15 protein-coding genes and 7 pseudogenes are annotated in these 25,064 nt (G+C 61.8%); 6 read left to right on the top strand and 16 right to left on the bottom strand.

Translation table 11 applies throughout. The features are described 5' to 3' along the window. Positions 1-9 precede the first annotated feature (9 nt). Positions 10-336: a ferredoxin gene (fdxA, locus tag ACF0H6_RS05800; protein WP_018776555.1), complete on the bottom strand. Its 327-nt coding sequence runs from the start codon at positions 334-336 to the stop codon at positions 10-12. A gap of 136 nt (positions 337-472) precedes the next feature. Between fdxA and ACF0H6_RS05805 the strand changes: the two genes are divergently transcribed. Further along, a complete protein-coding gene (locus ACF0H6_RS05805; RefSeq protein ID WP_395248813.1) occupies positions 473-715 on the top strand; it encodes a hypothetical protein in 243 nt (80 codons plus the stop codon). Positions 716-744: 29 nt separating this feature from the next. On the opposite strand, the gene ACF0H6_RS05810 is transcribed toward ACF0H6_RS05805, so the two are convergent. The 3 genes and pseudogenes from ACF0H6_RS05810 to ACF0H6_RS05820 form a co-directional block, all read right to left on the bottom strand. Further along, positions 745-1,224 carry a hypothetical protein gene (locus ACF0H6_RS05810; protein WP_395249955.1) on the bottom strand — a complete coding sequence of 160 codons (480 nt, stop codon included), beginning with the start codon at positions 1,222-1,224 and terminating at the stop codon, positions 745-747. 192 nt (positions 1,225-1,416) lie between these two features. Next, positions 1,417-1,650 (bottom strand): annotated as a pseudogene (locus ACF0H6_RS05815) (type IV toxin-antitoxin system AbiEi family antitoxin domain-containing protein); the annotation flags it as partial. Positions 1,651-1,752: 102 nt separating this feature from the next. Continuing rightward, positions 1,753-3,033 (bottom strand): MFS transporter, encoded by a 1,281-nt coding sequence (locus tag ACF0H6_RS05820; RefSeq protein WP_395248814.1) that lies wholly within the window; start codon positions 3,031-3,033, stop codon positions 1,753-1,755. A 63-nt stretch (positions 3,034-3,096) separates the two neighbouring features. On the opposite strand from ACF0H6_RS05820, the gene ACF0H6_RS05825 reads away from it, so the two are divergent. After that, positions 3,097-3,603: an ArsR family transcriptional regulator gene (locus ACF0H6_RS05825; protein ID WP_395248815.1), complete on the top strand. Its 507-nt coding sequence runs from the start codon at positions 3,097-3,099 to the stop codon at positions 3,601-3,603. Here ACF0H6_RS05825 and ACF0H6_RS05830 read toward each other — a convergent pair. The 7 genes and pseudogenes from ACF0H6_RS05830 to ACF0H6_RS05860 form a co-directional block, all read right to left on the bottom strand. Beyond that, positions 3,600-3,980 (bottom strand): hypothetical protein, encoded by a 381-nt coding sequence (locus ACF0H6_RS05830; protein ID WP_395248816.1) that lies wholly within the window; start codon positions 3,978-3,980, stop codon positions 3,600-3,602. The two genes, ACF0H6_RS05825 and ACF0H6_RS05830, sit on opposite strands and share 4 nt — an antisense overlap. A gap of 43 nt (positions 3,981-4,023) precedes the next feature. Then, entirely contained in the window at positions 4,024-5,952 is a 1,929-nt protein-coding gene (typA, locus tag ACF0H6_RS05835; protein WP_395248817.1) for a translational GTPase TypA, read from the bottom strand. Between the two features lie 297 nt (positions 5,953-6,249). After that, positions 6,250-7,965, bottom strand: a pseudogene (locus ACF0H6_RS05840) (dipeptide ABC transporter ATP-binding protein). An 11-nt stretch (positions 7,966-7,976) separates the two neighbouring features. Next, positions 7,977-8,928: pseudogene (locus ACF0H6_RS05845) on the bottom strand (ABC transporter permease). Then, positions 8,918-9,846, bottom strand: a pseudogene (locus ACF0H6_RS05850) (ABC transporter permease). Before ACF0H6_RS05850 ends, ACF0H6_RS05845 begins: the two co-directional pseudogenes overlap by 11 nt. Positions 9,847-9,979: 133 nt before the next feature. Further along, positions 9,980-11,665: pseudogene (locus ACF0H6_RS05855) on the bottom strand (ABC transporter substrate-binding protein). Positions 11,666-12,087: 422 nt separating this feature from the next. Further along, a complete protein-coding gene (locus tag ACF0H6_RS05860) occupies positions 12,088-13,935 on the bottom strand; it encodes a dipeptide ABC transporter ATP-binding protein (protein ID WP_395248818.1) in 1,848 nt (615 codons plus the stop codon). A gap of 79 nt (positions 13,936-14,014) precedes the next feature. Between ACF0H6_RS05860 and ACF0H6_RS05865 the strand changes: the two genes are divergently transcribed. Next, positions 14,015-14,551 carry a PH domain-containing protein gene (locus tag ACF0H6_RS05865; protein WP_395248819.1) on the top strand — a complete coding sequence of 179 codons (537 nt, stop codon included), beginning with the start codon at positions 14,015-14,017 and terminating at the stop codon, positions 14,549-14,551. A gap of 87 nt (positions 14,552-14,638) precedes the next feature. Here the strand turns inward: ACF0H6_RS05865 and ACF0H6_RS05870 are convergent. From ACF0H6_RS05870 to ACF0H6_RS05885, 4 genes and pseudogenes are all read right to left on the bottom strand, one after another. Continuing rightward, positions 14,639-15,763, bottom strand: a pseudogene (locus tag ACF0H6_RS05870) (ABC transporter permease). Further along, the gene (locus ACF0H6_RS05875) at positions 15,760-17,301 is read right to left on the bottom strand and encodes an ABC transporter permease (RefSeq protein WP_395248820.1); all 1,542 of its coding nucleotides are present in this window, start codon (positions 17,299-17,301) and stop codon (positions 15,760-15,762) included. Before ACF0H6_RS05875 ends, ACF0H6_RS05870 begins: the two are co-directional and overlap by 4 nt. A gap of 180 nt (positions 17,302-17,481) precedes the next feature. Then, a pseudogene (locus tag ACF0H6_RS05880) lies at positions 17,482-19,259 on the bottom strand (ABC transporter family substrate-binding protein). A 512-nt stretch (positions 19,260-19,771) separates the two neighbouring features. Then, positions 19,772-20,014, bottom strand: coding sequence for a hypothetical protein (locus ACF0H6_RS05885; protein WP_395248821.1), 243 nt, complete (start codon positions 20,012-20,014; stop codon positions 19,772-19,774). Positions 20,015-20,016: 2 nt separating this feature from the next. On the opposite strand from ACF0H6_RS05885, the gene ACF0H6_RS05890 reads away from it, so the two are divergent. Continuing rightward, on the top strand, positions 20,017-20,154 hold the full coding sequence (locus ACF0H6_RS05890) for a hypothetical protein (RefSeq protein ID WP_395248822.1): 138 nt from the start codon (positions 20,017-20,019) through the stop codon (positions 20,152-20,154). Positions 20,155-20,250: 96 nt separating this feature from the next. Here ACF0H6_RS05890 and ACF0H6_RS05895 read toward each other — a convergent pair whose 3' ends face one another. Continuing rightward, the gene (locus tag ACF0H6_RS05895) at positions 20,251-20,763 is read right to left on the bottom strand and encodes a hypothetical protein (RefSeq protein ID WP_395248823.1); all 513 of its coding nucleotides are present in this window, start codon (positions 20,761-20,763) and stop codon (positions 20,251-20,253) included. A gap of 792 nt (positions 20,764-21,555) precedes the next feature. Between ACF0H6_RS05895 and ACF0H6_RS05900 the strand changes: the two genes are divergently transcribed. Together ACF0H6_RS05900 and ACF0H6_RS05905 are read left to right on the top strand one after the other, a co-directional pair. After that, on the top strand, positions 21,556-23,616 hold the full coding sequence (locus tag ACF0H6_RS05900) for a phosphocholine-specific phospholipase C (RefSeq protein ID WP_395248824.1): 2,061 nt from the start codon (positions 21,556-21,558) through the stop codon (positions 23,614-23,616). 126 nt (positions 23,617-23,742) lie between these two features. Beyond that, positions 23,743-24,966: an alkaline phosphatase family protein gene (locus tag ACF0H6_RS05905; RefSeq protein ID WP_395248825.1), complete on the top strand. Its 1,224-nt coding sequence runs from the start codon at positions 23,743-23,745 to the stop codon at positions 24,964-24,966. Positions 24,967-25,064: the final 98 nt, after the last annotated feature.

Below are 25,064 nucleotides of genomic sequence, written 5' to 3' on the forward strand. Positions count from 1 at the left end.
CAACCGTTCTTAGTGGTCTTGGTTCTGCGGAGGCAGTGCGGCGATGAACGGGTGGTCCTTGCCGGTGTTGCCGATCTTGGCGGCTCCGCCAGGGGAACCAAGATCATCGAAGAACTCGACGTTGGCCTTGTAGTAGTCGGCCCATTCCTCCGGGGTGTCGTCCTCGTAGTAGATCGCTTCCACCGGGCATACGGGCTCGCACGCTCCGCAGTCCACGCACTCATCCGGGTGGATATAGAGGGAACGCTCGCCTTCGTAGATGCAGTCAACAGGGCATTCTTCAATACACGCCTTGTCCTTGACGTCCACACACGGCTGAGCGATTACGTAGGTCACGTCCCTTGCCTCTCCACAGTTGTTCCGGACAATTTCCGGGTAGTTCCACCGGCCGTGTGGCCGGTACATCGAATTCTGAGCCTATTATCCACCAGCTCGAACTCACCAACCTAGCCGAGCGTCTTACTATGAACTGGTGAACGCGCCCCGCCCCCAGGATTTCCTCCTCAACGCCGTGTCCGGAACGCGGGTAGTTGTCCGATACCGGGTGGACAGTGGCTTTACCGATGCGCTCGGCTACCTGCTCGCCGTCGCCGAAGACGCCTGCACCATCCGCACCCGCCAGTCCGACGTCGAGATCCCGCTTGCCCTTGTAGTGGCCGCAAAAGAGGTCCCCCCTCCCCCGCCGCGCCGCACCCCTCGAACTACCCGGCCATAGGCCCGCACGAGGCCCCGGCAAGCCCGGAGTTATGCAGCGCGATCGAGGGTCCTCAGGGTTTCCCGCACCATCGCAACAAATTCCTGCGGCCGGTTCCTCAGCATCGAATAGCTCACAACCAAGGTGGGGACACCCAGCCTGGTAGTGACATTCCACCGGCGTCGATCCTCCTCGAAGCTTGGCTTGTCCCTGTGGAATCCAGCGCCGTCGGTCTCAATCCCCAATCTTCCGTCCACCATCAAATCCAGATGCCCCACGCCGGGAATGTTGACCTGAGACTCGACATGAAAACCCGCTTCGCGTAGGAGATGCCTGGCGATGCACTCGATGATCGACTTCGATTGCGGAACGATCCTCGACACAAGTCTCCGTTCGCGCTGATCGTTCCGCCCCATGAGCCTCATCCTGAGACTTGGGAGCGACAGCCGGCCGAGAACCACTGCGGACTCGGCAATAACCAGGCCGTCCAGATCGGGCAAGCATCGCAGGGCCTGAATAACTGAATCCATCAAGGTAGGCGGCGCTGCAGAGCGATGGCATCGGAAACCCGCATGCTTTCGGCTATGCGGGACGGCCACGTGGGGAAATTCAGGGGGATCCAGAACCCACAAACCTGCCAGCTCGGCCGCAGAAATACAGGCAGGTTCGGCCGGAAGGGAGCGGATAGCGAGCAGAGCTGAGTCGGCCCCCGGGACCGTATAAACCCCACGCGCTACGCGGAGAACCCGCCCGCTCGCCAACGCGGTTTTCACATGGAAATGCGAGACGCCAGCCGCTGCGAGATGCTTAGCCCGGGCCACGCCGTCGTACGCTGAAAGGACTTCCTCAATCTTGACCATGTCGCCATCGTCCCGGGCGAAGCCCGACGTGTGGAAGCACCAAACTTGGCTATGTGGACAACTCTCAGTCCAACGCTGCCGCTGAACATTGGACATGCGCCTTCATCTCCGCCGAGCATGCTCGTTGCTAGACCCAACGACTGCGCATAATCCCACTATGTCCATTGGTGCGAGCGAAAGCTGGGCATGTCCCGGGGGCTATGGGCCGTGAATCCCGTCGGGCAACTTGCGCATCCCCCACAGGGGCGAGAACAACACCGGCGCAATGCAAACTGCGCTGCCAGCGAAGCCGATCCAGAGCGTTGGAACGAGGCCAAGGTTTTCGGCAAAGAGACCCGAGGCCAGGGCGGCGATGGGCATGACACCCCAGACCACGAAGCGAATGGAAGCATTCATGCGCCCGAGCAGCCGCGGCGGACACACGCGCTGCCTCATGCTGAGCTGCATGATGTTGTAGACCAGGACCCCGAACGCGAACCCAAACTCGGAGACGATGAGCATCGCCAGGGACATCCACCGTTCCGGAGCCAGCACGCTCAACGGCACCAAAACGAGGAAAAGTGAACTGATCATCGAGGCCACGGGAATGGCGGTTCCCTCGCCGATCCACGCCGCAAATCTGGGCGCGGAGACGGCACCGAGCAGTCCTCCCACAGCCCCCACGGCCATGATGAGCCCCATGCCCTGAGGACCGAGTTCCAGTTCACGAAGCACCAGCACGGGCATCAAAGTAAAGGCGAGCGTGGTGAAAAAGTTGACCCCGCCGGTGCACGCCGCGATCCTGCTGATCAATGGATGCCTGATCACGAAGACAAGGCCTTCCTTGATTTCGCTGACGAGCGGCTGCCTGTCCTTGGCCTGCACTGGCTGTTCCGCATCCCGGGTCCTCAACAGGAAGATGGCCGAAAGCAGATAACCAGCGGCCTCCCCGACGAACAACACAGGAGCGGAAACGACGGTGAGCAGTGCACCGCCCGCAGCGGGACCTCCGATCCTCGCGATCTGGGAGGTGGCTTCCAGCTTGGAATTTGCTTGAGCCACCTTCGCGGCATGCACGAGCACCGGCACATAGCTTTGGTACGAGACGTCGAAGAAAACGGTCGCTGCACCCACGACGGCGGCAACGACGTATAGGTGCCAGATCTGCAGCACGCCCGCCCACCAGAGGAGGGGTGCAGTCGCCATCGCCAAGGTCCGGACCAGGCCCGCCACAATCATGGTGCGACGCTTTAACCAGCGGTCCACCCAGGCCCCGGCCGGCAAGCCAATCACAAGGAACGCCGCCAGACCGGCAGCATTGAGGGCGCCAACTTCAAACTCACTGGCACCCAGCAAAGTCACGGCCAGGACGGGAAATGCCAGCTGCCCCAGTTGTGCACCCAGCTGGCTAACAGCCTGGCCCGACCAGAACGTGGTGAAATTCCGGTCCCGCCAGAGCGAGACGGGCTCTTGAGCGGTGTTGGTTGCGCTGGCGGTCACGCGCCCAGTTTCCATCAGTGATTGGTTTATGTCAATCACTGGTGGATCGCTACACTGTCCACCATGACGGAACAAGAGCGGTCCGATAGTGACCTCATCGCAAAGGGGCGAGCCTTGAGTTCACCCCTGCGCTTGAGGATCCTCCGGCTCTGCCTGCACCACGCGCGCACCAACAAGGAGATTGCCGGACTCTTGGACATCAATCCGGCGTCGAGCCTGCATCATGTGCGCACCCTGGTCCGCACGGGCTTCCTTATGCCCCAGGAAGGCCGGAAGGGAAAACGGGGCGCCAAGGAAGTGCCGTATCTCGCTACCCGCACGTCGTGGAGCACACCCGTCAACGGCATTTCCCCGGTCCTGATCGAAACATTCGTTCAGGAAACGCGCGGACTTGCCCCGGAGGATATGGACGTCTGGCGGCTTGGGGTGAAGTTCAACGCCGCGCGGCAGCAGGAAATGATGGGTAAGTTGCGCGCGGTAGTGGAGGAGTACAAGAGACTTCCGGCGGACGACGACGGCGAGGCCACCTCGCTCCTGATCGCCCACCACCGGGACCCCAACGCAGATTAGCGGCTCCGCGGACGCCTGTAGCGCCTGCACCACAGGAGCATCACGAGAGTCACGCCCGCAATCCCGTAGACCCACACATTCCCGGGTACGTCCGCGACGATCAGCTGCTTGCCCGTTCCGGTAGCCGACAACAAGCCAACGGCCGCATAGCAGACGATGCCTGCCACCGCCGTCGGGAGCAAAGATCTTGACCATGCCCCGAGCAGAAGCTGTAGCGAGGCAAGCAAAAGCAGCGCCCCTGCCGCACCCCAATAAACGTCGACGCCGCCAATCGGGAGCGTCTGCCGGTGCAGAGCGGTGCCACAAAAGGCAGCAAAAAGAGCCACCGGAACAGCAGCGGCAATGCCGCGTACTGTTCCGGTGGCTCCCTTATTCAATGCGTCAATCCGTTCAATGCGTCAATCCGCAATCAGTGCCGGATCAGGCCTTTGCGCGGGCACGGGTGGCCTTGGCGCGCTCGTTGGCGTCCAGGATCACCTTGCGGATACGGATGGACTCCGGGGTCACCTCAACGCACTCGTCCTCGCGGGCGAATTCGAGGGACTCTTCGAGGGTCAAGTCGCGCGGCGGCGTCAGGTTCTCGAAGGTGTCGGAGGAAGCGGCACGCATGTTGGTGAGCTTCTTTTCCTTGGTGATGTTGACGTCCATGTCGTCGGCGCGGGAGTTCTCGCCGACGATCATGCCTTCGTAGACCTCGGACGTGGGCCTCACGAAGAAGGAGCCGCGTTCCTGCAGGTTGATCATGGCGAAGGGAGTAACAACACCGGCGCGGTCGGCAACCATCGAACCGTTGGTGCGGTACTCGATGGGGCCGGCCCACGGCTCGTAGCCCTCGGAGATCGAGGAGGCGATGCCGGCGCCACGGGTGTCCGTCAGGAACTTGGTGCGGAAGCCGATGAGGCCACGCGCAGGAACGATGAATTCCATGCGGCACCAGCCCGTGCCGTGGTTGGCCATGTTGGTCATGCGGCCCTTGCGGGCAGCCATGAGCTGAGTGACTGCGCCGAGGTACTCTTCGGGCACGTCGATGGTCATGTGTTCCATCGGCTCGTGGATCTTGCCATCGATGGTCCGGGTAACAACCTGCGGCTTGCCGACGGTCAGTTCGAAGCCTTCGCGACGCATCTGCTCGACGAGGATGGCAAGGGCAAGTTCACCACGACCTTGGACTTCCCAGGCGTCAGGACGCTCGGTGGGCAGAACCTTGATGGAGACGTTACCGATCAGTTCCTTGTCCAGGCGGTCTTTCACCTGGCGGGCCGTAACCTTGGCACCCTTGACCTTGCCGGCCAGCGGAGAGGTGTTGATACCGATGGTCATGGAGATCGCGGGGTCATCAACCGTGATGAGCGGCAGCGGCTGCGGGTTCTCGGCGTCGGTCAGGGTCTCACCAATGGTGATTTCCTCGATACCGGCAACAGCAACAATCTCACCGGGACCGGCGGACTCGGTCGGAACGCGTTCCAGGGCCTTGGTGGCGAGGAGCTCGGTGATCTTGACGTTCTTCAGTTCGCCGTTGGCGCGTGCCCAAGCAACGGTCTGGCCCTTGCGCAGGGTGCCGTTGTAAATGCGCAGCAGTGCCAGACGTCCGAGGAACGGGGAAGCGTCAAGGTTGGTGACGTGGGCCTGGAGGACGCCCTCGGGGTTGTACGTCGGGGCAGGAATGTGCTCGATGATCGTCTTGAAGAGAGGTTCGAGATCTTCGTTGTCCGGTGCTGAACCATCAGCGGGCTGGTCGAGGGAGGCGCGGCCGACCTTGGCTGCGGCGTAAACCACGGGTACTTCCAGGATCTTGTCCAGGTCCAGATCCGGAACTTCGTCCGCGAGGTCCGAAGCCAGGCCGAGGAGCAGGTCCATGGACTCGTGGACAACTTCCTCGATGCGGGCGTCGGGGCGGTCGGTCTTGTTGACAAGCAGGATCACCGGCAGGTGCGCGGCGAGGGCCTTGCGGAGCACGAAGCGGGTCTGCGGCAGCGGACCCTCGGAAGCGTCAACCAGGAGGACAACGCCATCAACCATGGACAGGCCGCGCTCCACCTCGCCACCGAAGTCGGCGTGGCCGGGGGTGTCGATCACGTTGATGGTGATGGTCTCGCCATTGGAAGACGGGCCGTTGTACGCAACCGTCGTGTTCTTCGCGAGGATGGTGATGCCCTTTTCGCGCTCCAGGTCACCGGAGTCCATGACGCGGTCTTCCAAGTGGTTGTGCTCGGCGAAGGAGTGGGTCTGCTTGAGCATGGCGTCAACCAGGGTGGTCTTGCCGTGGTCAACGTGGGCCACAATCGCGACGTTGCGCAAATCACTGCGTGATGCAGTGGCCGCGGCGGTGTTGGTGGTGGTTTCAGACATGCGTAATGGCTCGATTCAGTGGTGAAGTCAGCTGTTGTATCGCGACATTTCCAACCGGAACGCACGACGGATTAGACCCTTTGACACAGGGCACCTTCCTAGAGTCTAAACGCTGTGGTATTTGTTGGCCTAAAAATCACCCCCATGGCCTCGAAACTGTGCCCTTCATCACAGTCCCAGCGGCCTCGGAGGGGCGCTGCCGAAAAAGCGAAGAGCCAGCGCCACCTCCCCCCCAGAGAAGTGGCGCCGGCTCTTTCGCTCGCTATCGGTCGCTCAGTGTCGGTTGATAAAACCGGGTCAGGCCACCGCGGGCGGCAACATGAGGCTCGCGCCCGGAATCGCATTGAGCAATGCCTTGGTGTAATCCTGTTGCGGCGAATCGAAGACATCGTCGGTGCTGCCGGTCTCCACGAGCTTGCCCTTCTGCATCACGCAGACGTGGTCCGCGATCTGCCGGACAACGGCAAGGTCGTGCGTGATGAACAGGTACGTCAGTCCGAGGTCCGCCTGCAGTTCAGCCAAGAGGTTCAGTACCTGTGCCTGCACCAAAACGTCGAGGGCTGAGACCGCCTCGTCGCAGATGATCACCTCTGGGTCGAGGGCCAGGGCTCGGGCGATCGCGACGCGCTGCCGCTGGCCGCCGGAGAGCTCGTTCGGGTACCGCTGCATGGTGGACTGTGGAAGGGCAACCTGATTCCAGGAGCTCGCGGACTTTCTTCTCGCGGCTGGCCTTATCGCCGATCTTGTGAGTCCGGAGCGGTTCCTCGATAGTCCTGAAGATGTTGTACATCGGGTCGAGGGAACCGTACGGGTCCTGGAAGATCGGCTGGACACGACGCCGGAACTTGAAGATTTCCCTGCTGTTCAGCGTGGAGGTGTCGACGCCGTCGAACACAATCCGGCCCGAGGTGGGCGTGAGCAGGTTAAGGACCACCTGCGCAACGGTGGACTTGCCGGAACCCGACTCCCCCACGATCGCCGTCGTCGTTCCCCGCTTGACGTTGAAGGAGACGTTGTCCACTGCCGCAAAATCGGTGGCCTTGCCGATTCCCGAACGCAACTTGAAAATCTTGGTGAGGCTTTCGACCTTCAGGACATCTTCGGTGAGCGCTTTTTCCGCCACTGTTTCGGTGGGCGCCAGAAGTTCTTCCGTCTGGATGCCTTCAGCCTTGGCTGCCTGAATTCTGCGGGAAGCCAGCGACGGGGCCGACGCCACCAACCGCTGGGTGTACGGGTGCTGCGGGTTGCGGAGAAGTTCCAGCGAAGGGCCGGCTTCCACCACGTTGCCGCGGTACATGACCACCACCTTGTCAGCGCGCTCGGCAGCGAGGCCAAGATCGTGGGTGATGAGCAGGACCGCAGTTCCCAGTTCCGCCGTCATGGTTTCAAGGTGATCCAGGATCTGGCGCTGCACAGTCACGTCGAGGGCCGACGTCGGTTCGTCGGCGATCAGGAGGCGCGGCTGGCAGGACAGGCCAATGGCGATCAGTGCGCGCTGGCGCATGCCCCCGGAGAATTCGTGCGGGTACTGCTTGGCGCGCCGTGCCGAGTCCGGCAAACCGGCTTCCGCAAGGGCAACTGGGCAACATCAGCAGGAGAGTTGGGCTTGCCGTTGGCCCGCAGTGTCTCGCGGACCTGGTAGCCGATCTTCCACACCGGGTTGAGGTTGGACATCGGATCCTGCGGGACCATGCCGATCGTGTTGCCGCGAAGCTCGATCATGCGCCGTTCCGGCGCGTCCGAGATGTCCTCGCCGTCAAGCAGGATCTGGCCGCCCGAAACCCTGCCGTTTGCCGGCAAGAGACCGATGGCGGCAAGCGCCGTCGTGGACTTTCCGGAGCCGGACTCCCCCACGATGGCGACGGTCTCACCGGGCATGATGGTCAGGTGCGCATTCTTGACGGCTTGGAACTCACCGTTCGCCGTCTGGAAGGAAATCGCGAGGTCCCTGATTTCAAGGAGCGGACGCTCTTCGGTTTCGGCCTCGGCCATAGTGACGTTGGACGTTGTCATGATTGCCTCCTTCATCGCTTGCGGCTCTTGGGGTCAAGGGCGTCACGCAGCGCATCGCCAAGCATGATGAAGCTCAAGACCGTGATGGACAGTGCGGTTGCGGGGTACATCAGCACTTCGGGGTTGGTGCGCAGCGTATCTTTCGCCGCCGAAATGTCGTTACCCCACGACATGATGCTGCCGGGAAGGCCAATGCCAAGGAAGGAGAGGGTTGCTTCCGTGACGATGAAGACACCCAGTTCCATGGTGGCCAGGACGATGATCGGTGCCAGTGCGTTCGGAACAACGTGGCGGACCAGCGTGCCGATCTTGGAGACACCCAGCGAGCGTGCAGCGGTGACGAAATCAGCGTTGCGGACCTCGATCACCGCGCCACGGGTGATGCGGGCCATTTGCGGCCAGCCGAGCATCACAATGACCATGACCACTGTGAGGACGCTCTTGTTCTCGCGGAAGTAGGGGAGCTGGGTAACAACCAGTGCGCCAAGGACCAAGGGCAGGGCAAAGAAGATGTCGCCGATGCGGGCAATGACGGTGTCAACCCAGCCACCGAAGAAGCCGGCCAATGCGCCCAGCGTCACTCCGATAATGAGGACAAAGATGACCGAGACGACGCCGACTGTCAGGGACGCCTGCGTGCCGTGGATGACGCGGGAGTAGATGTCACAACCTTGGAAGGTGAATCCCAAGGGGTGGCCGGCGGAGGGGCCCGCGAGGGAGTCCCCTAGCTGGCAGTTGTCGTTGGGTGCCGTCTGGGTGAACAGTCCAGGGAAGAACGCGACTACCAGCAGCAGCAAGATCATGAGCGCCGAAATAATGAACAGCGGACGACGGCGGAGCTTCCGCCAGGGCATCGGCCCACAGGCTCAGGGGTGCTGCGTCGACCTTGAGGGTATCGGTGGCCAGCAGCGGTGTCTCGTCGATGGGGGCAACGTAGTGCTCGATCTGACGGTTACTTTTCATAGCGGATCCTCGGGTCAAGCCAGGCGTACAGGAGGTCGACCAACAGGTTGGCGGCAACAAATACCAGCACCAGCACGCTCACGATGGCGACGACGGTGGGGCCTTCGCTGCGGATGACTGCTTGGTAGAGCTTTTGGCCGACGCCGGGCACGTTGAAGATGCCTTCCGTGACGATTGCGCCACCCATCAAGCCACCCAGGTTGGCACCCAGGTAGGTGACCACGGGAATCATGGAGTTTCGCAGGATGTGGGCCAGAACCACGCGAGGGCGGGAGAGCCCTTTCGCGGTTGCGGTCCGCACATAGTCTGCGTTCATGTTTTCGATTACTGAGGCGCGGGTCAGGCGCAGCACGTAAGCAAAAGACACGAGGCCAAGAACCGCAGCCGGGAGGATCAGAGTCCCCAGTTGGCGTTGGCACCGACGGTCGGTTTGGCCCAGCCGAGCTGCACGCCGACAACGAGCTGTAGCACGAAGCCCAGGACGAAAGTGGGGACTGCGATGACCACGAGGGAAGCAACCAACACCGTGGAGTCAAAGAGCTTGCCCTTGCGCAGGCCAGCGACCAGGCCGAAGGCCACGCCGAAAACGGCCTGGATGGCCAGTGCTTCAACAGCGAGCATTGCCGTGACGGGGAAGACACGTCCGAGGGTGGCGGCAATCGGTTGGCCAGTGAAGTCCACGCCGAGGTTGAAGGTGAACAGGTTCTTGAGGAACAGCCCGTACTGCACCCAGAACGGCTGGTTCAGGTTGTATTGCTGGCGCAATGCCGCAATGACGGACTCGCTGGGCGGCCGGTCGCCGAACAAGGCGCGGATGGGGTCGCCCGGAAGGGCAAAGACCATGAAGTAAACGAGCAGAGTGGTTCCCAGGAAGACCGGGATGACCTGCAACAAACGCCGGAGGATGTACTGGATCACAGCAAGGCTTCCTGAGCGCTCTTGAAACTAAGGGGATTCATGTGGGACAGCTTTCGTGCTGGAGCAAGTGCAGAGGGGCCCGGTTTGCGGCCGGGCCCCCATGCACTAGCGAGCTTGGAACAAGTCCAGAGGACTACTTTGCGGTGATGTTGTAGTAGAGCAGGACGCCGTTCCAACCGGAGTCAACGTTGCTGACGTTCTGGCTCCACACAGCCTGGCGAGCCCTGGTACCACAGGGGCAGGTTCGGCAGGTCCTTGAAGAGGATTTCCTGTGCCTGGGTGAACTTCTTGTTGGCGTCGTCCGTCGACTTGGAAGCCAAGCCTTCGGTCAGCAGCTTGTCGAACGCGGGGTTACTGTAGCCCTCGTAGTTGGCGCTGGCGCCAGTCTTCAGCAGCGGGCCGAGGAAGTTGAACAGGGACGGGTAGTCTGCCTGCCATCCGGCGCGGGTGAAGCCCGGAAGGGTCTTGGCCGTGCGGAGGTTCAGGATCTCAGCGAACTTGGCGAAGGGCTGGCCTTCGGCCTGGATGCCGAGGTTGTTCTTCAGGTTGTTGGCAACGGCGTCGATCCATTCCTTGTTGCCACCATCGGTGTTGTATGCAAGCTGGAGAACCTTGCCGGCGGGCCACGGGCTCATGGCGTTTGCCTGGCTCCACAGGTCCTTGGCCTTCGCGGCATCGAACTTCAGGACGTCGGAGCCAGCCACGTTGGCGTTGTAGCCATCAATGGAGGGGGACGTGAAGTCCTTCGCCGGGATGCGGGTGCCGTTGAAGACAACCTTGGTGATCTCATCGCGGTTGATTGCCATGGAAATGGCCTGGCGACGCAGCTGGCCTGCAGGTCCTGGAACTCCGGCAGGTAGTTCGGGATGTTCAGGGTGGCGTTGCCAGCGAAAGCCTTGTTCAGGTTGTGGTCCGGGAAGTCCGCGGTGTAGGTCTTCAGCGCGTTCGTCGGCAGGACATCAGTGACGTCAAGGTTGTTCGCCTGGACATCGGTGTAAGCCGGGGCCGGGTCGGTGTAGAACTTGAAGGTCACGCCACCGTTCTTGGCGGCACGGTTGCCCTGGTAGTCGGCGTTCTTGACGAGGGCGATCTGGCTGTCGTGCTGCCAGGCACCCTTAGCGGCCATCTTGTACGGGCCGTTGCCGATCGGGTTTTCGCCGAAGGCCTTCGGGTCCTTGAGTGCGTCGGCCGGAAGCGGCATAAACGCGGAGTATCCGAGGCGCTGCGGCCAGTCGGCTTCCGGCTGGGCCAGCTTGACCGTGATGGTCGAGTCGTCCTTCAGCACCAGGCCGGACATGGTCTGGGCGGTCGGCGCGGGGGTCGACGTGGACTTGCCGTCCGCGCCCTTGGTCTTCGTGGTGGCGCTGACGGCGTCATAGCCGTCGATCGACTCGAAGAAGCTGCTGCTGGACTGGGCGTTGGTGCTCAGGGCTGCGAAGTTCCAGGCATCAACAAAGCTCTTGGCGGTGACTGCCTCGCCGTTGGTGAACTTCGCACCGCTCTTCACCTTGATGGTGTAGTTCTGGCCATCGCTCGAGTCGATGGACTGCGCGAGGGCGTTGACGGACTTGCCGCTGGCGTCGTAGGTGGTCAGGCCTTCGAACAAGAGGTCAACCACGCGGCCGCCGTACACCTCGTTGGTGTTGGACGGCAGCAGGGGGTGCTGGGGTTCATTGCTGTATGCGGTGATGATTTTGTTCGGATCGCCGGCAGAAGCAGCCTGGCCGCTGCTTCCGGAGGCGGCGCTGCCACATCCGGTGAGGGCAAGTGCGGCCACTGCCAGCAAGCCAAGAGCTTTGGAAGTGCGCGAAAAACGCATTCCGCCTCCTATGGATTCAGGGGGATGAGTCGGGGCAACCCGTGGCTGCCCCGGGGGCCTGGCACAGAAATATCCTGTGACGCGGCCTACATGGATGTGTAATCCTAACCACACGTTGTCCGAAATGTGGAATCCCATTGGCACAAACAAGCAAGTGTGCAGTTGACAGTTTTAGTCATGAAGCGTTCATTTCACGTAATTGAAGCAGTCATTTCACGTAATGAGTTGATCCTTGGTACACTCGACATGCTTGACTCTCATTTTTCCGCGGAATGTAGGGGTATTCGGGGTGCCCAAAGGGCGCAGACAGGCATACCCAGTACCCCGATTAATTACGAAAAGAGCCCCGCTAGCCAATGGCCAGAGGGGCTCTTTGCGGTTGCGGCAGCATGTTCGTGCCGCAGGGAATGCCTCTCGGGTTGCTACTCGATGCCTGCGGCCATGAGCTGGGCTCGCAGCTCGCGGCGCTCCCGCTGCTTCTCCGGGTCCGGAAGCGGCACGGCGGCAAGCAGCCTTTGAGTGTAGGGCTCCTGCGGGTTGCGGAGGATCTGTTCCCGGGTTCCCTGCTCCACGATCCGGCCACGCTGCATGACGCAGATCCGATCGGCGAGCACGTCAACGACGGCGAGGTCGTGCGTGACGAAGAGGCACGCGAATCCCAGCTCCTTCTGCAGGTTCTGGAAGAGTTCCAGAACCTTCGCCTGCACCGAAACGTCAAGCGCCGACGTCGGCTCATCTGCCACCATGAGCTTGGGCTGCAGGGACAACGCCCGGGCAATACCGACGCGCTGCTTCTGCCCGCCCGACAGTTCGTGCGGGTAGCGGTTGCGGTACTCGCGAGGAAGTTCCACCTGGTCCAGAAGGTTCTCGATCCGCTTCTGCAGCGCGACGCCCTTGGCTACCCCGGCCAGGAACATCGGTTCGCCGATGCTCTCACCGATGGGAAGGCGCGGATTCAGCGAGGACGCCGGATCCTGGAAAACCATACCGATGTCCCGCCGCACTTCGTGCAGCTGCTTGCCGTTCCGCTTCGCGGAGGAAATGTCCTGCCCCACCACGCGCATGCTGCCGGCGGCCACAGGCAAGAGCCCGACGGCGGCGCGGCCAATGGTCGTCTTGCCCGATCCGGACTCCCCGACAAGGCCGACCACTTGGCCGGGGTAAATCACCAGGTTGGCGCCCTCCACGGCACGGAACGCCGGAACCCGCCCTTGCTTTGGGTACTCGATCGCGACGTCGATTAGTTCGAGTACGGGATTGACTTTTGGCTTGGCGGCGTATTCCGCGGCAGCCTGCAACGCGAACTGGTTTTCACGTTCCCGGCGGACCAGCTCATCGTGATCAACCGATTCCAGCTCCGTGTGGGTCGCGGCAGCCAACGCGGCGGTGACGTCGACGTCGGCGCTGTCCGCACCCTGTCCCAGGTGAGGAACAGCGGCCAGAAGAGCCTGGGTGTACTCGTGCTGCGGGCTACTGAAGATCTGTTGTGCTGTGCCGCTCTCGACAATGACACCCTTGCGCATCACGGCAATTCGGTCGGCGAGGTCGGCCACCACCCCCATGTCGTGAGTGATCAAGACGATGGCGCTGTCCAGCTTGTTGCGCAGGTTGCGCATCAGATCCAGGATTTCAGCCTGGACAGTCACGTCCAAGGCTGTAGTGGGTTCGTCAGCGATCAGGAGTTTGGGATCGCAAGACAATGACTGCGCGATCATCGCTCGCTGCCGCTGGCCGCCGGAGAGCTGGTGCGGATAAGACTTGAAGGCCTTCTCCGGGTCCGGAAGCTCCACGAGATCCAGCATGCGCAGTGCCCGCTGCTTGGCTTCGTCCGGCGAGATCGAATTGTGCAGCCGGAGCGTCTCCACAATCTGCGCGCCCACTGTGTACACAGGGTTGAGCGCAGTCATGGGTTCCTGGAAAATGACCGCGACGTCTTTGCCGCGGACCTCACGGATGTTGCCCGACTTCTCGCCCAGCAACTCCTTGCCCGAAAGTTTCACACTTCCCCGGACACGGCTGTTGCTCGGCAGCAAACCGAGCAGGGCCATGGAACTGGCGCTCTTGCCGGAACCAGACTCACCGACAATCGCGAGAACCTCACCAGCCCTGACCTCATAGTTCAGTCCGATGGCTGCAGGGACCCATTTCTTGTCCACACCGAAGTCGACGCTGAGATCGCGTACTTCCAGGACCATGGCCCCTCGCGTGCTCTTGTCAGACGCGGTTTCAATCGGCGTAGCCTCCGGTTCGGGGCTGGCGTTGTCAGTCATGTTGGGTCTTCCCTTCCACCCGGGCCACCCTCCAAGGGGTGATTAGTGAAGTAGCCCGGAATCCTGAATTATTAGGGGCATGAGCAGAGAGCCGCATGCCGGAAATGTCGAAATCTTCAAGGCCCGCACCAGCAAGCTGTTCGCTTGGATCTGCTGGGCCGTTGCGGTTTTCGGAGTGCTCGTGACGCTCCTGGTAGCCGGGCCGCGCGCCCTTCCGGGAACCACTCCCCTGCTCTTCATAGCGTTCCTGGGCTGGTTGCTCTTCTGGCGCCCGGCGGTGGTGGTCCAGGATTCCGGCGTAACTCTGGAGAATCCCTACCGGACCATCTATGTTCCGTGGGACGCCCTGGTACAGGTTGATACCCGCTACGCCCTCACGCTCATGACGCCCCGCAAGAAGTACCCGGCGTGGGCTGCGCCCGCTCCGGGGATCTGGGGCGGGCGCAATGCCCGCCCCGAGCACCTCAAAGGACTCCCGGGCACCACGTACGGTCCCGGCAGCTCGGTCCGCCCCGGAGATCTCAAGAACACCGATTCCGGTGCCGCGGCCCGTCCTGGTGCGCTCCCGCTGGCAAGACCTCGTAGAGGCTGGCCGGATAGAACCCGGCCGGGCTGAGGACGCTTTGGTGACGGTTACCGTCGGATGGTTCCGCATAGCAGCCACCGTAGCCCTGGCCGCGGCCAGTTACTGGGCAATCTTCCTCTAGGACGACTCCCTGGACGGGTAACACTCAGCTGCCTTCGAGGAATCGGCTACCGGCGCCGTCGTCGTGCTGGAGTGGCGGGTGGTTTCAACAGCGGTCTTGGCCTTGAACTTCTTTTGCCGTGGATCGAAGGCGTCCCGCAGGCCATCGCCGATGAAGTTGATGCTCAAGCAAATGAGGATGATGAACAGGCCGGGGAACCAGAACAGCCACGGCCTGGTGGCAAAAGCTTCCTGGTTCTGCGCGACCAAAAGGCCGAGCGACGTGTCGGGAGCCTTCACGCCGAGGCCCAGGTAGCTGAGTGCAGTTTCCAGCAGAATGGCAGCGGACATCGTGAGCGTTACGTTGACGATCAGGACCCCGACGGCGTTCGGAAGGATGTGCTTGAAGATGATCCTGGCGTTAGAGGCACCGGAGATACCTGGCCGCGTCGACGAATTCCCGCTCGCGGAGCGTCAGGAACTCGCCACGGACAAGGCGGGCGAGGCCAACCCAGCTGACAAAACCGAGGAAGATGCCCAGAATCACGACGCCGTTGTTCGCGGCGAATCCGTTCAACCAGCTGCCCTCATCCCTGCGATTGGCAATCTGACCCACGACTGCGGCGAGGAGAAGCAACGGAATGATGATGATGACGTCGGTGAGGCGCATGAGAACGGCTTCGACCCAGCCTCGGAAATAGCCGGCCAGTCCTCCGACTATTGCGCCGACTGCACCTGCAATGGCACCGATCAGGACCATGACCGTGATGGACTGCTGAGCGCCACGCATTGTCATGGCAAACAGGTCGCGTCCAATCCGGTCCTGGCCGAACGGATGCTCGCCCAGGCAAAGGGCCATAGTGACGAGGTCGGAGCGCCGTCGTTCACAAGCGGCGAGACGTCCACGTGGTTGTACTTCCACCACCCGGGAATCCCAAAGGCGCCCACCGAAGTGAAAGCAAGCAGGAAGATGACCGCGAACACCGCGAGTCCTATGAGGGCTCCGGTGTGGCCGAAAAACCTTTTTCGGACAATCTGGCCCTGGCTCAGGCCGCTGGTAACTTCGCTGCCTGCATGGGTGGCTGCAGCTTCGGAGAGCGCCTGTTGCGCGAGGAGTTCGTCCTCTTGGGTTGGCTGGCTCATGCTTTGATCCTTACGCGTGGGTCGAGTGCGGAGTACGCGAGGTCCGCTATCAGGTTGAAGACCATGGCGGTGATAGCTACACAGAGGAAGACGCCCATGACCGGGTTCGGGTCCGTGTGGAGCAATCCGTCAATGAACAAGAAACCCATGCCTCGAACGGAAAAGACGGTTTCGGTGATGACGGCACCACCGATCAGCGCCCCGATGTCAAAGGCGACGATTGTCGCAATCGGAATGAGCGCGTTCCTGAAGGCGTGGCCCATGATGACGGAACGTTCGCTCAATCCCTTGGCTCGCGCCGTCCGGATGTAGTCCATGTTCATGATTTCAAGCATCGACGAGCGCGTGAATCGCGTGTAGCTGGCCAAGGAGACCAAAATGAGGGCAATGGTCGGCAGCACCAAGTGGGTCAAGGTGTCCGTTGACATGATCCAGAAATCGCCTTGGATATTCGGCGTTCCTGCTCCGATCGTGGCGATCGGGCGTCCGCGCACACGGCTGTTGTTGAAATATTCCGGCCAGGCCTGCATGAATCGGTCCACAACCACAAGGGCCCCCACGAGGAAGGCCGTCAGTCCCGCGGCACGCATGGACTGACCACGGTCGTAGCCGCCCATGAAGTACCCCACGGCCACACCAATGAGGATGGTGGCGATGGCGAGGAGGAAGATCATGAGTCCGGTTGCGTCGTTGAGCAACGGCTGCACGGCAAAGTAGGCAATGATGCCGATGCCGACCACAATCAAGCTCGATTGCAGTGCCTTGCGGTTCTTGAGTCCGGAAACCAGTATGGTCACGCCGACGGCGATTCCCGCTCCCATGATTGCGATGATGACCGGACCCAAGCCCGGATTGCGGAACCACTGCGTCAGCGAGAAGTAGAAGAGGATAAGCGAAACGGCCGCAAAGACCGAGCCGCCGACGATCAGCCGGCGTTTCGATTCACCGCCCACCGCGACGGCGGCGATGACACCCAAAACTGCCCCGATTCCAAGGGCGACTACCGGTGGTATTTCCGGATTTCGAAGGAAGTCATTAAAGCCGATGGCGCCGAATTCCTTGAGGAGGACGGCCACCCAGAAGATCGGCAGGGAGAAGAACAGGAATGCCATGAACGTCACGCCGTAGTCCAACGCGCTGTACTGGCGCAGCGCGGTGACGATGCCGAGCGAAATACCGATCAGGATCGCGAGGATGGTCGCACCGGTGACCAGTGTCAGGGTTTGAATCAATGCAAAGCCGAGCGCCTCAGTAATCGGCTGCCCGGAGATGTTCTTGCCGAGATTGCAGGCATTGCCGAACGGAACGAGACACTGGGCAGCCCCTCCCAACCACTTGAAATAGCGAAGCGGCGCAGGGGTGTCCAGATCAAGCAGGTTGATTCGCGCGTCCATCAACGCTTGCCGGTTGGGTGCGCTGCTAGTGCGGAGCTCCTCCAAAGGATCCCCAGACAACGCTGTCAGGAGATACACCAGGAACGATGCTCCAAGAAGTATGAGTGCGGCGGTTACCAGCCGCCGGACAATATAGGTCACCATCGTGAAGAACCTCGAAATCCAGGCCCGGGGTCGCCGGCGCCTATAGCAGAATCGTGCCCCTTCCCTGCTTGAGGTGGTTGGGAAGCAGGCAATATGCCGGTTTACCAACCCGAAGGCGCCGGGACCATGATACGTCGGTCCCGGCGCCTCGGTTGGTGCTATTGCTAGCTCAGTTGGATCTTACTTCTGAGCCCACTCCCAGAAGTTCCACCAAACGCCAGTCTGGTTCGGCATGAGCTTCACGCCGGTGATGCGGTCGCTGTAGGCGTCCACGTTCACGGACTGGAAGAGCGGCACACCGTACGCGCTGTCCCAGATCTTCTTGTCGATCTGCTTCTGCAGGTCGTCCTGCTTGGCGCGGTCAGTGGTGACCACGAGCTGTTCCATCAACTTGTCGGCATCGGTGTTGCTGAACTGGTTGAAGTTGTTGCCGCCGTTGGTCTTGAAGATCTGCGGAACACCGGAAACACCGACGCCCGGGTTGATCCAGCCGAAGATGGTGGCATCGTAGCCGCCCTTGCCCAGAGCCTTGCCCCAGTCAGACTTGCCCAGGCCGCCGTCGACGATCTTGAAGCCGGCCTTGGTTGCGGACTCGCGGATCAGCGAGAAAGCGTCAACACGGTTGGGGTTGTCCTTGTTGTACATGATGCGGATTTCCGGAGTTGCACCGTTGAGGAGCTTCTTGGCGCCGTCAATGTCAACGTCCTGGTAGGCGGAGGAGCCGTTGTTCTTGGCGGAATCCGCGTAAGCAGCCTGCTGGGGGACAAAGATCTGCGAGTCAAGGGGCTTGGCATTCGGGTCAAGCTTGCCAATGATCTTGCTGACGATGTCCTTGCGGGGCACAGTCTTCATGAAGGCCGTGCGCACGTTCTGGTCGGCCAGCGGGCCTGAGAAGTTCAGGTCCAAGTGGTCGAAGGCCAGCTGGTTGCCCTGATCAACGGTAACGCCCTGGCTGGAGAGCGCCTTCAACTGATCGAGGGTGTCAGCTGAGGCCTGCGGGGCAATAATGTCTGCCTCGCCGTTCTTGAGGGCCTGGACCTGAGCCGGCGCCGATCCGATGTAGCGGACGGTGATTTCGTCGAGGCTAGGCGTCGGACCCCAGTTGTAGTCCTTGTTGCGGACCATGGTGAGGGACTGGTTCCATGGTTCATGCTCTTGACGATGTAAGGACCGTTGGAGAGGAACAGGGTTGGGTCTGCGGGGAGCGTCTTCGTGTCGAAGCCGGTGTTCCACATGTCCGACATTGCCTTCAATTTCGCGTCCGCCGGCAGCGGTGCCTTGGAATCTCCGCGCGGCTTGCTCTTGAAGAAGTCAATCAGGGCCTGAGTGTCCTTCAGCCCTGCCTTTTGAGCGACTACGTGGGCAGGAACGTCAATGCCCGGTCCACCCAGCACGATTTCCCAGTCAGCGAGCGGCTTGGAGTACTTGAGGGTGAGGGTCTTGTTGTTGTTGCTGATGTCGGGGAAATCCGTCAGGCTGAGGCCCGTGTTGTCGCCCGCGTAGGAGAAGTACGACGTGCCGGTCTTGGCCTTGGGATCGGCGTCGTCGTAGTAACCGGAGAAGGCCGCCCACTGCAGGAGGAGGTCCGCTGCGGTGACCGGGGTCCCGTCGGACCACTTCACGCCATCGTTAACGGTGTATTTGACCGTCAGTGGGTTGTCCGAGACCTTTTCCATCTTGCCGAACTTGTCGTTGTGGACGACGTTCAGCTTGTTGTCGATGTAGTAGAAGCCCGAGTGCGTTGCGTAGCTGACCTTGGAGTTGATGTCAGTGTTGCCGTCAGCCGTGTTGGGGTTGAACGTATTGAAAGCGTTGACCTCGACCACTGTGGCCGTGCCGCCCGTCTTGGCTGCTCCGGTGGACTGGGTATTGCCACCGCTATTGCCCGCGCAGGCGCTCAGTGCGATTGCGGCGATTGCCGCGATACCCACTGCTTTGGAAGTACGTCCGAAACGCATTCCGCCTCCTATTTTTTTGAGTGGAAAAAGCCGGCGCTGTTGACTCCGGCAGACTGCCACACGCCCCTCAGCAGGTTTGTGGCTCGTCTCACATGAGCAGTAGCCTAGCGCCCGGAACGAACGTTTGGGCGCAAAGTTTCCCACCGGTAACGTTTGTTATCGAGATGCAATAATTGAAGGACGTCCAAGTGGTTGTCTGATCCGTCAGACAGGACAAAAGCCCCGGTTCACAGCGAACCGGGGCCCATATCAGTTAATTCCCCATCACTGAAGCTTCCAGGCGGGAGCGCAGGGAAAGAGATTGCGGGAAGACACGCGGGTTGGGCTCACTTTCCCCCTTGCCCAGGGCTAGTCTTTTCTCAATTTACTGGTCTATTTTGGGGGAATCATGGTCTCAACCCGCTCCATTCAGCGTGCCTTCATCGGCGCATTCGTCGGCTTGGCGCTGGCCGCCTGCGGCGCCCCGGCTTCTCAAGTGCGCAACTTGCCAAGCGAAACAGCTGTGATTACGGCTACTGCTTCGCCAAGCGAAAGAGCCAGTTCGACATTTTCTTCGTCGTCGCCTTCTCCCGCGGCCCCCACACCAGCTGCCGTTGCTCCGTCATCAGCGGCACCCGTAGCCGTCCCAGCAGCGCCCGTCGCACCGGCACCCGTCGCACCAGCAGTGCAGGCACCGGCGCCTGTTGTGCCAGCCGCACCGGCACCGGCAGCACCCGCCGATCCTGTCCCCGCTGCTCCGCAACCCGCAGCACCAAACGTGGTCCAAGGAATCATCCCTGGAGCCTTCTGCCCGAATGCCGACGTCGGCATGCAAGGCGTTGCGGCAAATGGCCGGACCTACATCTGCGGAGGCAAAGGCGCCGACAAGAACGGCCACTACCACTGGAACGTCTAAAAGGGCGGCGTCACCGGCGCAAGGGAACTCGGGTCCCAATCACAGGTTGAACCTAAGCTCCACGACATCGCCCCACTTACGCCCCCGACTGTCTGCCTACCCAATCATGGAGACCATGCCGCGCCCCTCGTCGGCGAGATTCGAGGCGAAGACCCGTGCGCGACGCAGATAACCCACGGCATACTCAACGTCAACGTCCCGAGCAACATACGGCGAAACCGGCAGCCGTAGCCTCACCTCCGCATCAGAGACATCCTCCAAATCCTGAGCAGTCGTCAAAACCTCCGACGGAGTCAGCGCCCGCACCCACGGCTCCCAACCTTCGGCATGCATGGTCACTGTGCCTTCAAACATACGAAAAGCGGGTCGCGCCGCCATGCCAGCTCGCAGTGGGCCAGTGAGAACCTGCAGATGCCGCCATGCCTTGTCCAAGTAGAGCATGTCGCGCTCAGATACCGACTGAGCGAAGGCGGTTCTACTGGTCCCGACACCGGGTTCAATTCCCCAAGCATCAACAAGTGGATCGGACGACATGACACTGGTCGGGTCGGAAAGCGCCTGTTCAGTGACGTCGGCGTCGAATGCGTATGCGTAATATCTGATTCCCATTCCCCAAGTATCGCCAGGTTGCAAGCTGCGCCGGACCGCCGCGTTTGCGTATGTGGATAACTCGAGAGATGGACTCTCCTGGATCACTGTTTGAGACCTGACGAATGTGGGAACCCCCGCATCGCCTGCCCGCGCCGCCAGGATCCGTACATGAGACTTTCAGAGGCGGGATGGCACGTTGATCGACACGGCGAGCCTGTTCTCCGTGATGCCGAAACACTCCATGAAACCGTCTTGCTGTTCACCAAGCGAGCCCGCGCAGCGACGACGATTCGACGCCAACCGCACGGCTCATAGAACGGGACGACCCCTTCACGGCAGCCAAGATAGCCGAAGTCGATGCGCCCGACGTCGACCATCGATCTGGCCGCGTAGGCCATCGCGATGCCGCGCTTGCCATGCACAATCTCGTTGATCCGCCGCGGCGGCACACGGATCTGCGGGAATTTGTCCGGAGCACCAGCTTCAGCACGATCATGACGAGATGCCAGCCTTCAGGCCTGATGCTGATAGTCCTTTCGTCGAACTGCAGAGAACGGCTGGGAGTGACTGACTCCTACGCCCGCCGCGGCATTCCGGTCCCTCGTCGCTGCACTGACGCTGGCCTCCGTGCAGTTCGCGGCCGCGGACAACGGAGCAGGGGCGCTACGTTGCCATCTTCCTTCCGCGCGCCATCGTTTAGGTAAGTATGCTGCGCATTGTTCACTCGGAGTGCACCGGGCTTTTACCCGAGACTGGGAGACTCCATGCGGGGGCCACTAACTTGTAAGACAATGCATTAGGAGCAGCTCCATGGCCGGTTTGGACCGCCGTCGTTTTCTTCAGCTTTCGGCCGCTGGTGCCGCGGGTACTGCGATCTCGCAGATGCTTGGGCAGAGCATCGCCCGGGCCGCGGAGATCCCCGCGAGCCGGGCCACTGGCTCGATTAAGGACGTTGAGCATGTGGTGATCTTCATGCAGGAGAACCGCGCTTTCGACCATTACTTCGGCACGCTCAAGGGCGTGCGCGGGTTCTCGGACCCGCACCCCGCGGTTTTGCCGTCCGGCAAGGACGCGTTCCACCAGGCCAACGCCACACGCGAGGTTACTCCGTTCCACCCGACGGCGCCGAACCTGGGTATGCAGTTCATGGAAGACCTTGACCACTCGTGGCAGCTCACCCATGAAGCTTTTAACAACGGCAAGTACGATAAGTGGCTGCCGGAGAAGACCGACGCGACGATGGCGTTTTACGGGCGCACGGACATCCCGTTCCACTTCGCCCTTGCCGACGCGTTCACGGTCTGCGATCAGTACCACTGCTCGGTCCTTGGTCCGACGGACCCGAACCGCTACTTCATGTTCGCCGGCGGGGATGACCCTGGCCGGAAGGGCGGCGGTCCTGACTTGTGGAACGAGGAAAAAGGGTACTGGTGGAGCACCTACCCCGAGGAGCTTGAGAAGGCAGGCGTTTCCTGGAAGGTCTACCAGGATATCGGCGAGGGCCTCGACCCCGCGCACTATGAGGGCTGGACTGACGATGCGTACATCGGCAACTACGGGGACAACTCGCTCCTGTATTTCAAGCAGTACCAGGACGCGAAGCCCGGAAGCCCGTTGTACGAGAAGGCCCGCACCGGCACGAACGCGAAGGCCGGCGATGACCTCTTCCGGGTCCTGCGCGAGGATGTAGCAGGCGGCAAGCTTCCCCAGGTGTCCTATATCGTGGCGCCCGAGGCCTACACGGAGCACTCGAACTGGCCGCCGAACTTCGGCGCATGGTATGCGGCGAACGTCTTGGACATCCTGACCTCCAGCCCTGAGGTGTGGAGCAAGACAGCGGTGCTGTTCATGTACGACGAGAACGACGGCTTCTTCGACCACATTGTCCCGCCGCACCCGAACACCCCCAACATCCCGGGAGCGTCCACCGTCTCGACCGCCGGCGAGTGGTACGACGGGACCCCGACGTTCTACGGCAGCAAGGACGTCCCGGGGCACTTCGGCCTTGGCGTCCGCGTTCCGATGATCGTGGCCTCGCCGTGGAGCATGGGCGGCTTCGTCTGCTCCGAGACATTCGACCACACGTCGATCGTGCGGTTCCTCGAAGCCCGCTTCGGCGTCGCCTCGCCGAACATCACCCCGTGGCGCCGCGCGGTCAGCGGCGACCTCACCAGCGCCTTCGACTTTTCCGACCGCGGCGGCGCGGCGCCGTCCCTGCCGGACACCTCGGCCTACAAGCCGGTGGACCATAACCGCCACCCGAGCTATGTTCCGACACCCCCGGGGATGAATACAGTGCCCGCGCAGGAGAAGGGCACACGTCCGTCCCGTCCTCTGGGCTACGCCCTCGAGGTCGAGACGAAGGTCGAGGCAGGTAAGCTCACGGCGCGTTGGTCAAACCAAGGCACCTTGGGCGCACACGTACAGGTTCGTTCGAACCTGCTGCCGCAGGCTCCCTACTCCTACACCATCGGGGCAGCGTCCGCACTCGACGGGTCCTGGGCACTGGGCACGGAGTACGACGTGCACATGCACGGGCCAGCCGGCTGGTACCGGCGCCTCGCCGGCGCCACGGCCGGCGCGGACCTCCGCGTCACCGTCACCGCCGACGGCAAAGCCCCGCACGCGAAGTTCCGGATCGAGAACACCGGCTCCGCGGGCGCAGCCCTGACCCTCAAGGACGCGTACGGGTCCGGAACCCAGACGCTCTCGCTCAACCCCGGCCAGAGCAAGACCGTTGTCATCCCCACCCAGGGCGGCTGGTATGACCTGACCATCACCTCGGCCGGTGACCCGAAGCTCGTCCGCGTTCTGGCCGGCCGGCTCGAAAACGGGCGCCCGCTTACCAGCGACCCCCAGCTCGGCCGATAACCGCACCGGCGTAGGAGCGCGGGCCGATAGCGCTGTCGTCGATCCGGCCACCAACTCAGCCTTACTTTGATGGACTACCCGAGAAACAGGCGCCCCGCCCGGGGCGCAACCCGAAAGGATTATTCAATGCTCAGCATGCTGAAGAGCCGGAGGGCAGGCGCAACAGCGCTTGCTGCCGCCGTCGCGTTCACCGGAATCGCAGTCGCCGGTGGTGCCGCACCCGCGGACGCACGCACGACGTCGGGCAGTGTCGCCCAGGCCAACGAGCAGGCCAAAGGGGAGGGGACGGACGGTCCCGATCACGTTTTCGTCATCATGATGGAGAACCACGGATATGACCAGGTCATCGGCAACACCGCCGACGCGCCGTACATCAATACCCTTGCCCAGCGCTACAATACCGCGACGAACTACCACGGCGTGACCCACCCGAGCCTGCCCAACTACCTGGCCACCATTTCGGGAAGCTCCCAGGGCATCTGGGATGACTGCAAAGCCGGCGCAGATGTAAAGTGTGCCCCCGAAGAGTTTGTTCCCGGTTCCAGCGACACGGCGGTCACCGGGAGCCTCACCCCGGCCCAGGTCGCCAGCGCCTCCTCCACCGCTCACATGTTCTCGGGCAAAAACATTGTCGACCAGCTTGAGAACAAGGGCCTGAGCTGGAAGGCGTACATGGAGAGCCTTCCAAGCGCCGGCTCCCAGGTCGAGTACGCGCCCACGATCGGCTCGACCACGGTCAAGCTATACGCGCAGAAACACAACCCCTTCATGTACTTCTCGGACATCAACTACCCCGGCAGCCCGCGCCTGCAGAACATCGTGCCCCAGGAAAACAACCTCAAGGCCGATCTGGCCAGCAGCAAGGTGCCGAACTTCGTCTGGATCAGCCCGAATCAGTGCCACGACATGCACGGGGTCTCCCCGTCGGGGGCCGCCCTCGTTGGGATGCCCCAGTGCGGTTATCCTGACTCCGGCCTTGACCACGGAGCGATCCAGCTCGGCGACAACTATGTCAAGCAGACGGTCCAGCAGATCATGGACTCCACGACGTGGAAGACGACCAAGTCCAGCATTGTCCTGGCCTGGGACGAGAATGACTACTCCGGGTCCGACGGGGGACCGGGCAGCCCGGTCGGACAGAACGGCGCCGTTCTGGGCGGCGGGCACGCCCCCATGATCGTGATCAACTCGTCCGAAGGGCCCCACAAAACAACCAACCAGGCTCTCGGACCACTACACCCTGCTCTCCACCATCGAGCACATGTGGCACCTCGGCTGCCTGGCAAACACCTGCTCACCCACCACCTCGGGCACCTTCGAAGAACTCTTCCACTCCTCATCGCAGGATAACTCCGGCGACTCCAACGCCCGTGCCCGGGATTAAGAAAAGTACAAACATTCAATATTGACGGCCTGCCTGCACACCACGTGCGAGCAGGTCGTCCCGC

It is taken from the genome of Arthrobacter sp. NA-172, assembly GCF_043952055.1.
GTDB lineage: Bacteria > Actinomycetota > Actinomycetes > Actinomycetales > Micrococcaceae > Arthrobacter.

Coding starts and splice junctions, on each gene's coding strand:
- ACF0H6_RS05895 (WP_395248823.1), bottom strand. CDS start 20,763: ATGGGAATCAGATATTACGCATACGCATTCGACGCCGACGTCACTGAA.
- ACF0H6_RS05825 (WP_395248815.1), top strand. CDS start 3,097: ATGACGGAACAAGAGCGGTCCGATAGTGACCTCATCGCAAAGGGGCGA.
- ACF0H6_RS05865 (WP_395248819.1), top strand. CDS start 14,015: ATGAGCAGAGAGCCGCATGCCGGAAATGTCGAAATCTTCAAGGCCCGC.
- ACF0H6_RS05810 (WP_395249955.1), bottom strand. CDS start 1,224: ATGGATTCAGTTATTCAGGCCCTGCGATGCTTGCCCGATCTGGACGGC.
- ACF0H6_RS05875 (WP_395248820.1), bottom strand. CDS start 17,301: ATGGTGACCTATATTGTCCGGCGGCTGGTAACCGCCGCACTCATACTT.
- typA (WP_395248817.1), bottom strand. CDS start 5,952: ATGTCTGAAACCACCACCAACACCGCCGCGGCCACTGCATCACGCAGT.
- ACF0H6_RS05900 (WP_395248824.1), top strand. CDS start 21,556: ATGGCCGGTTTGGACCGCCGTCGTTTTCTTCAGCTTTCGGCCGCTGGT.
- ACF0H6_RS05905 (WP_395248825.1), top strand. CDS start 23,743: ATGCTCAGCATGCTGAAGAGCCGGAGGGCAGGCGCAACAGCGCTTGCT.
- ACF0H6_RS05860 (WP_395248818.1), bottom strand. CDS start 13,935: ATGACTGACAACGCCAGCCCCGAACCGGAGGCTACGCCGATTGAAACC.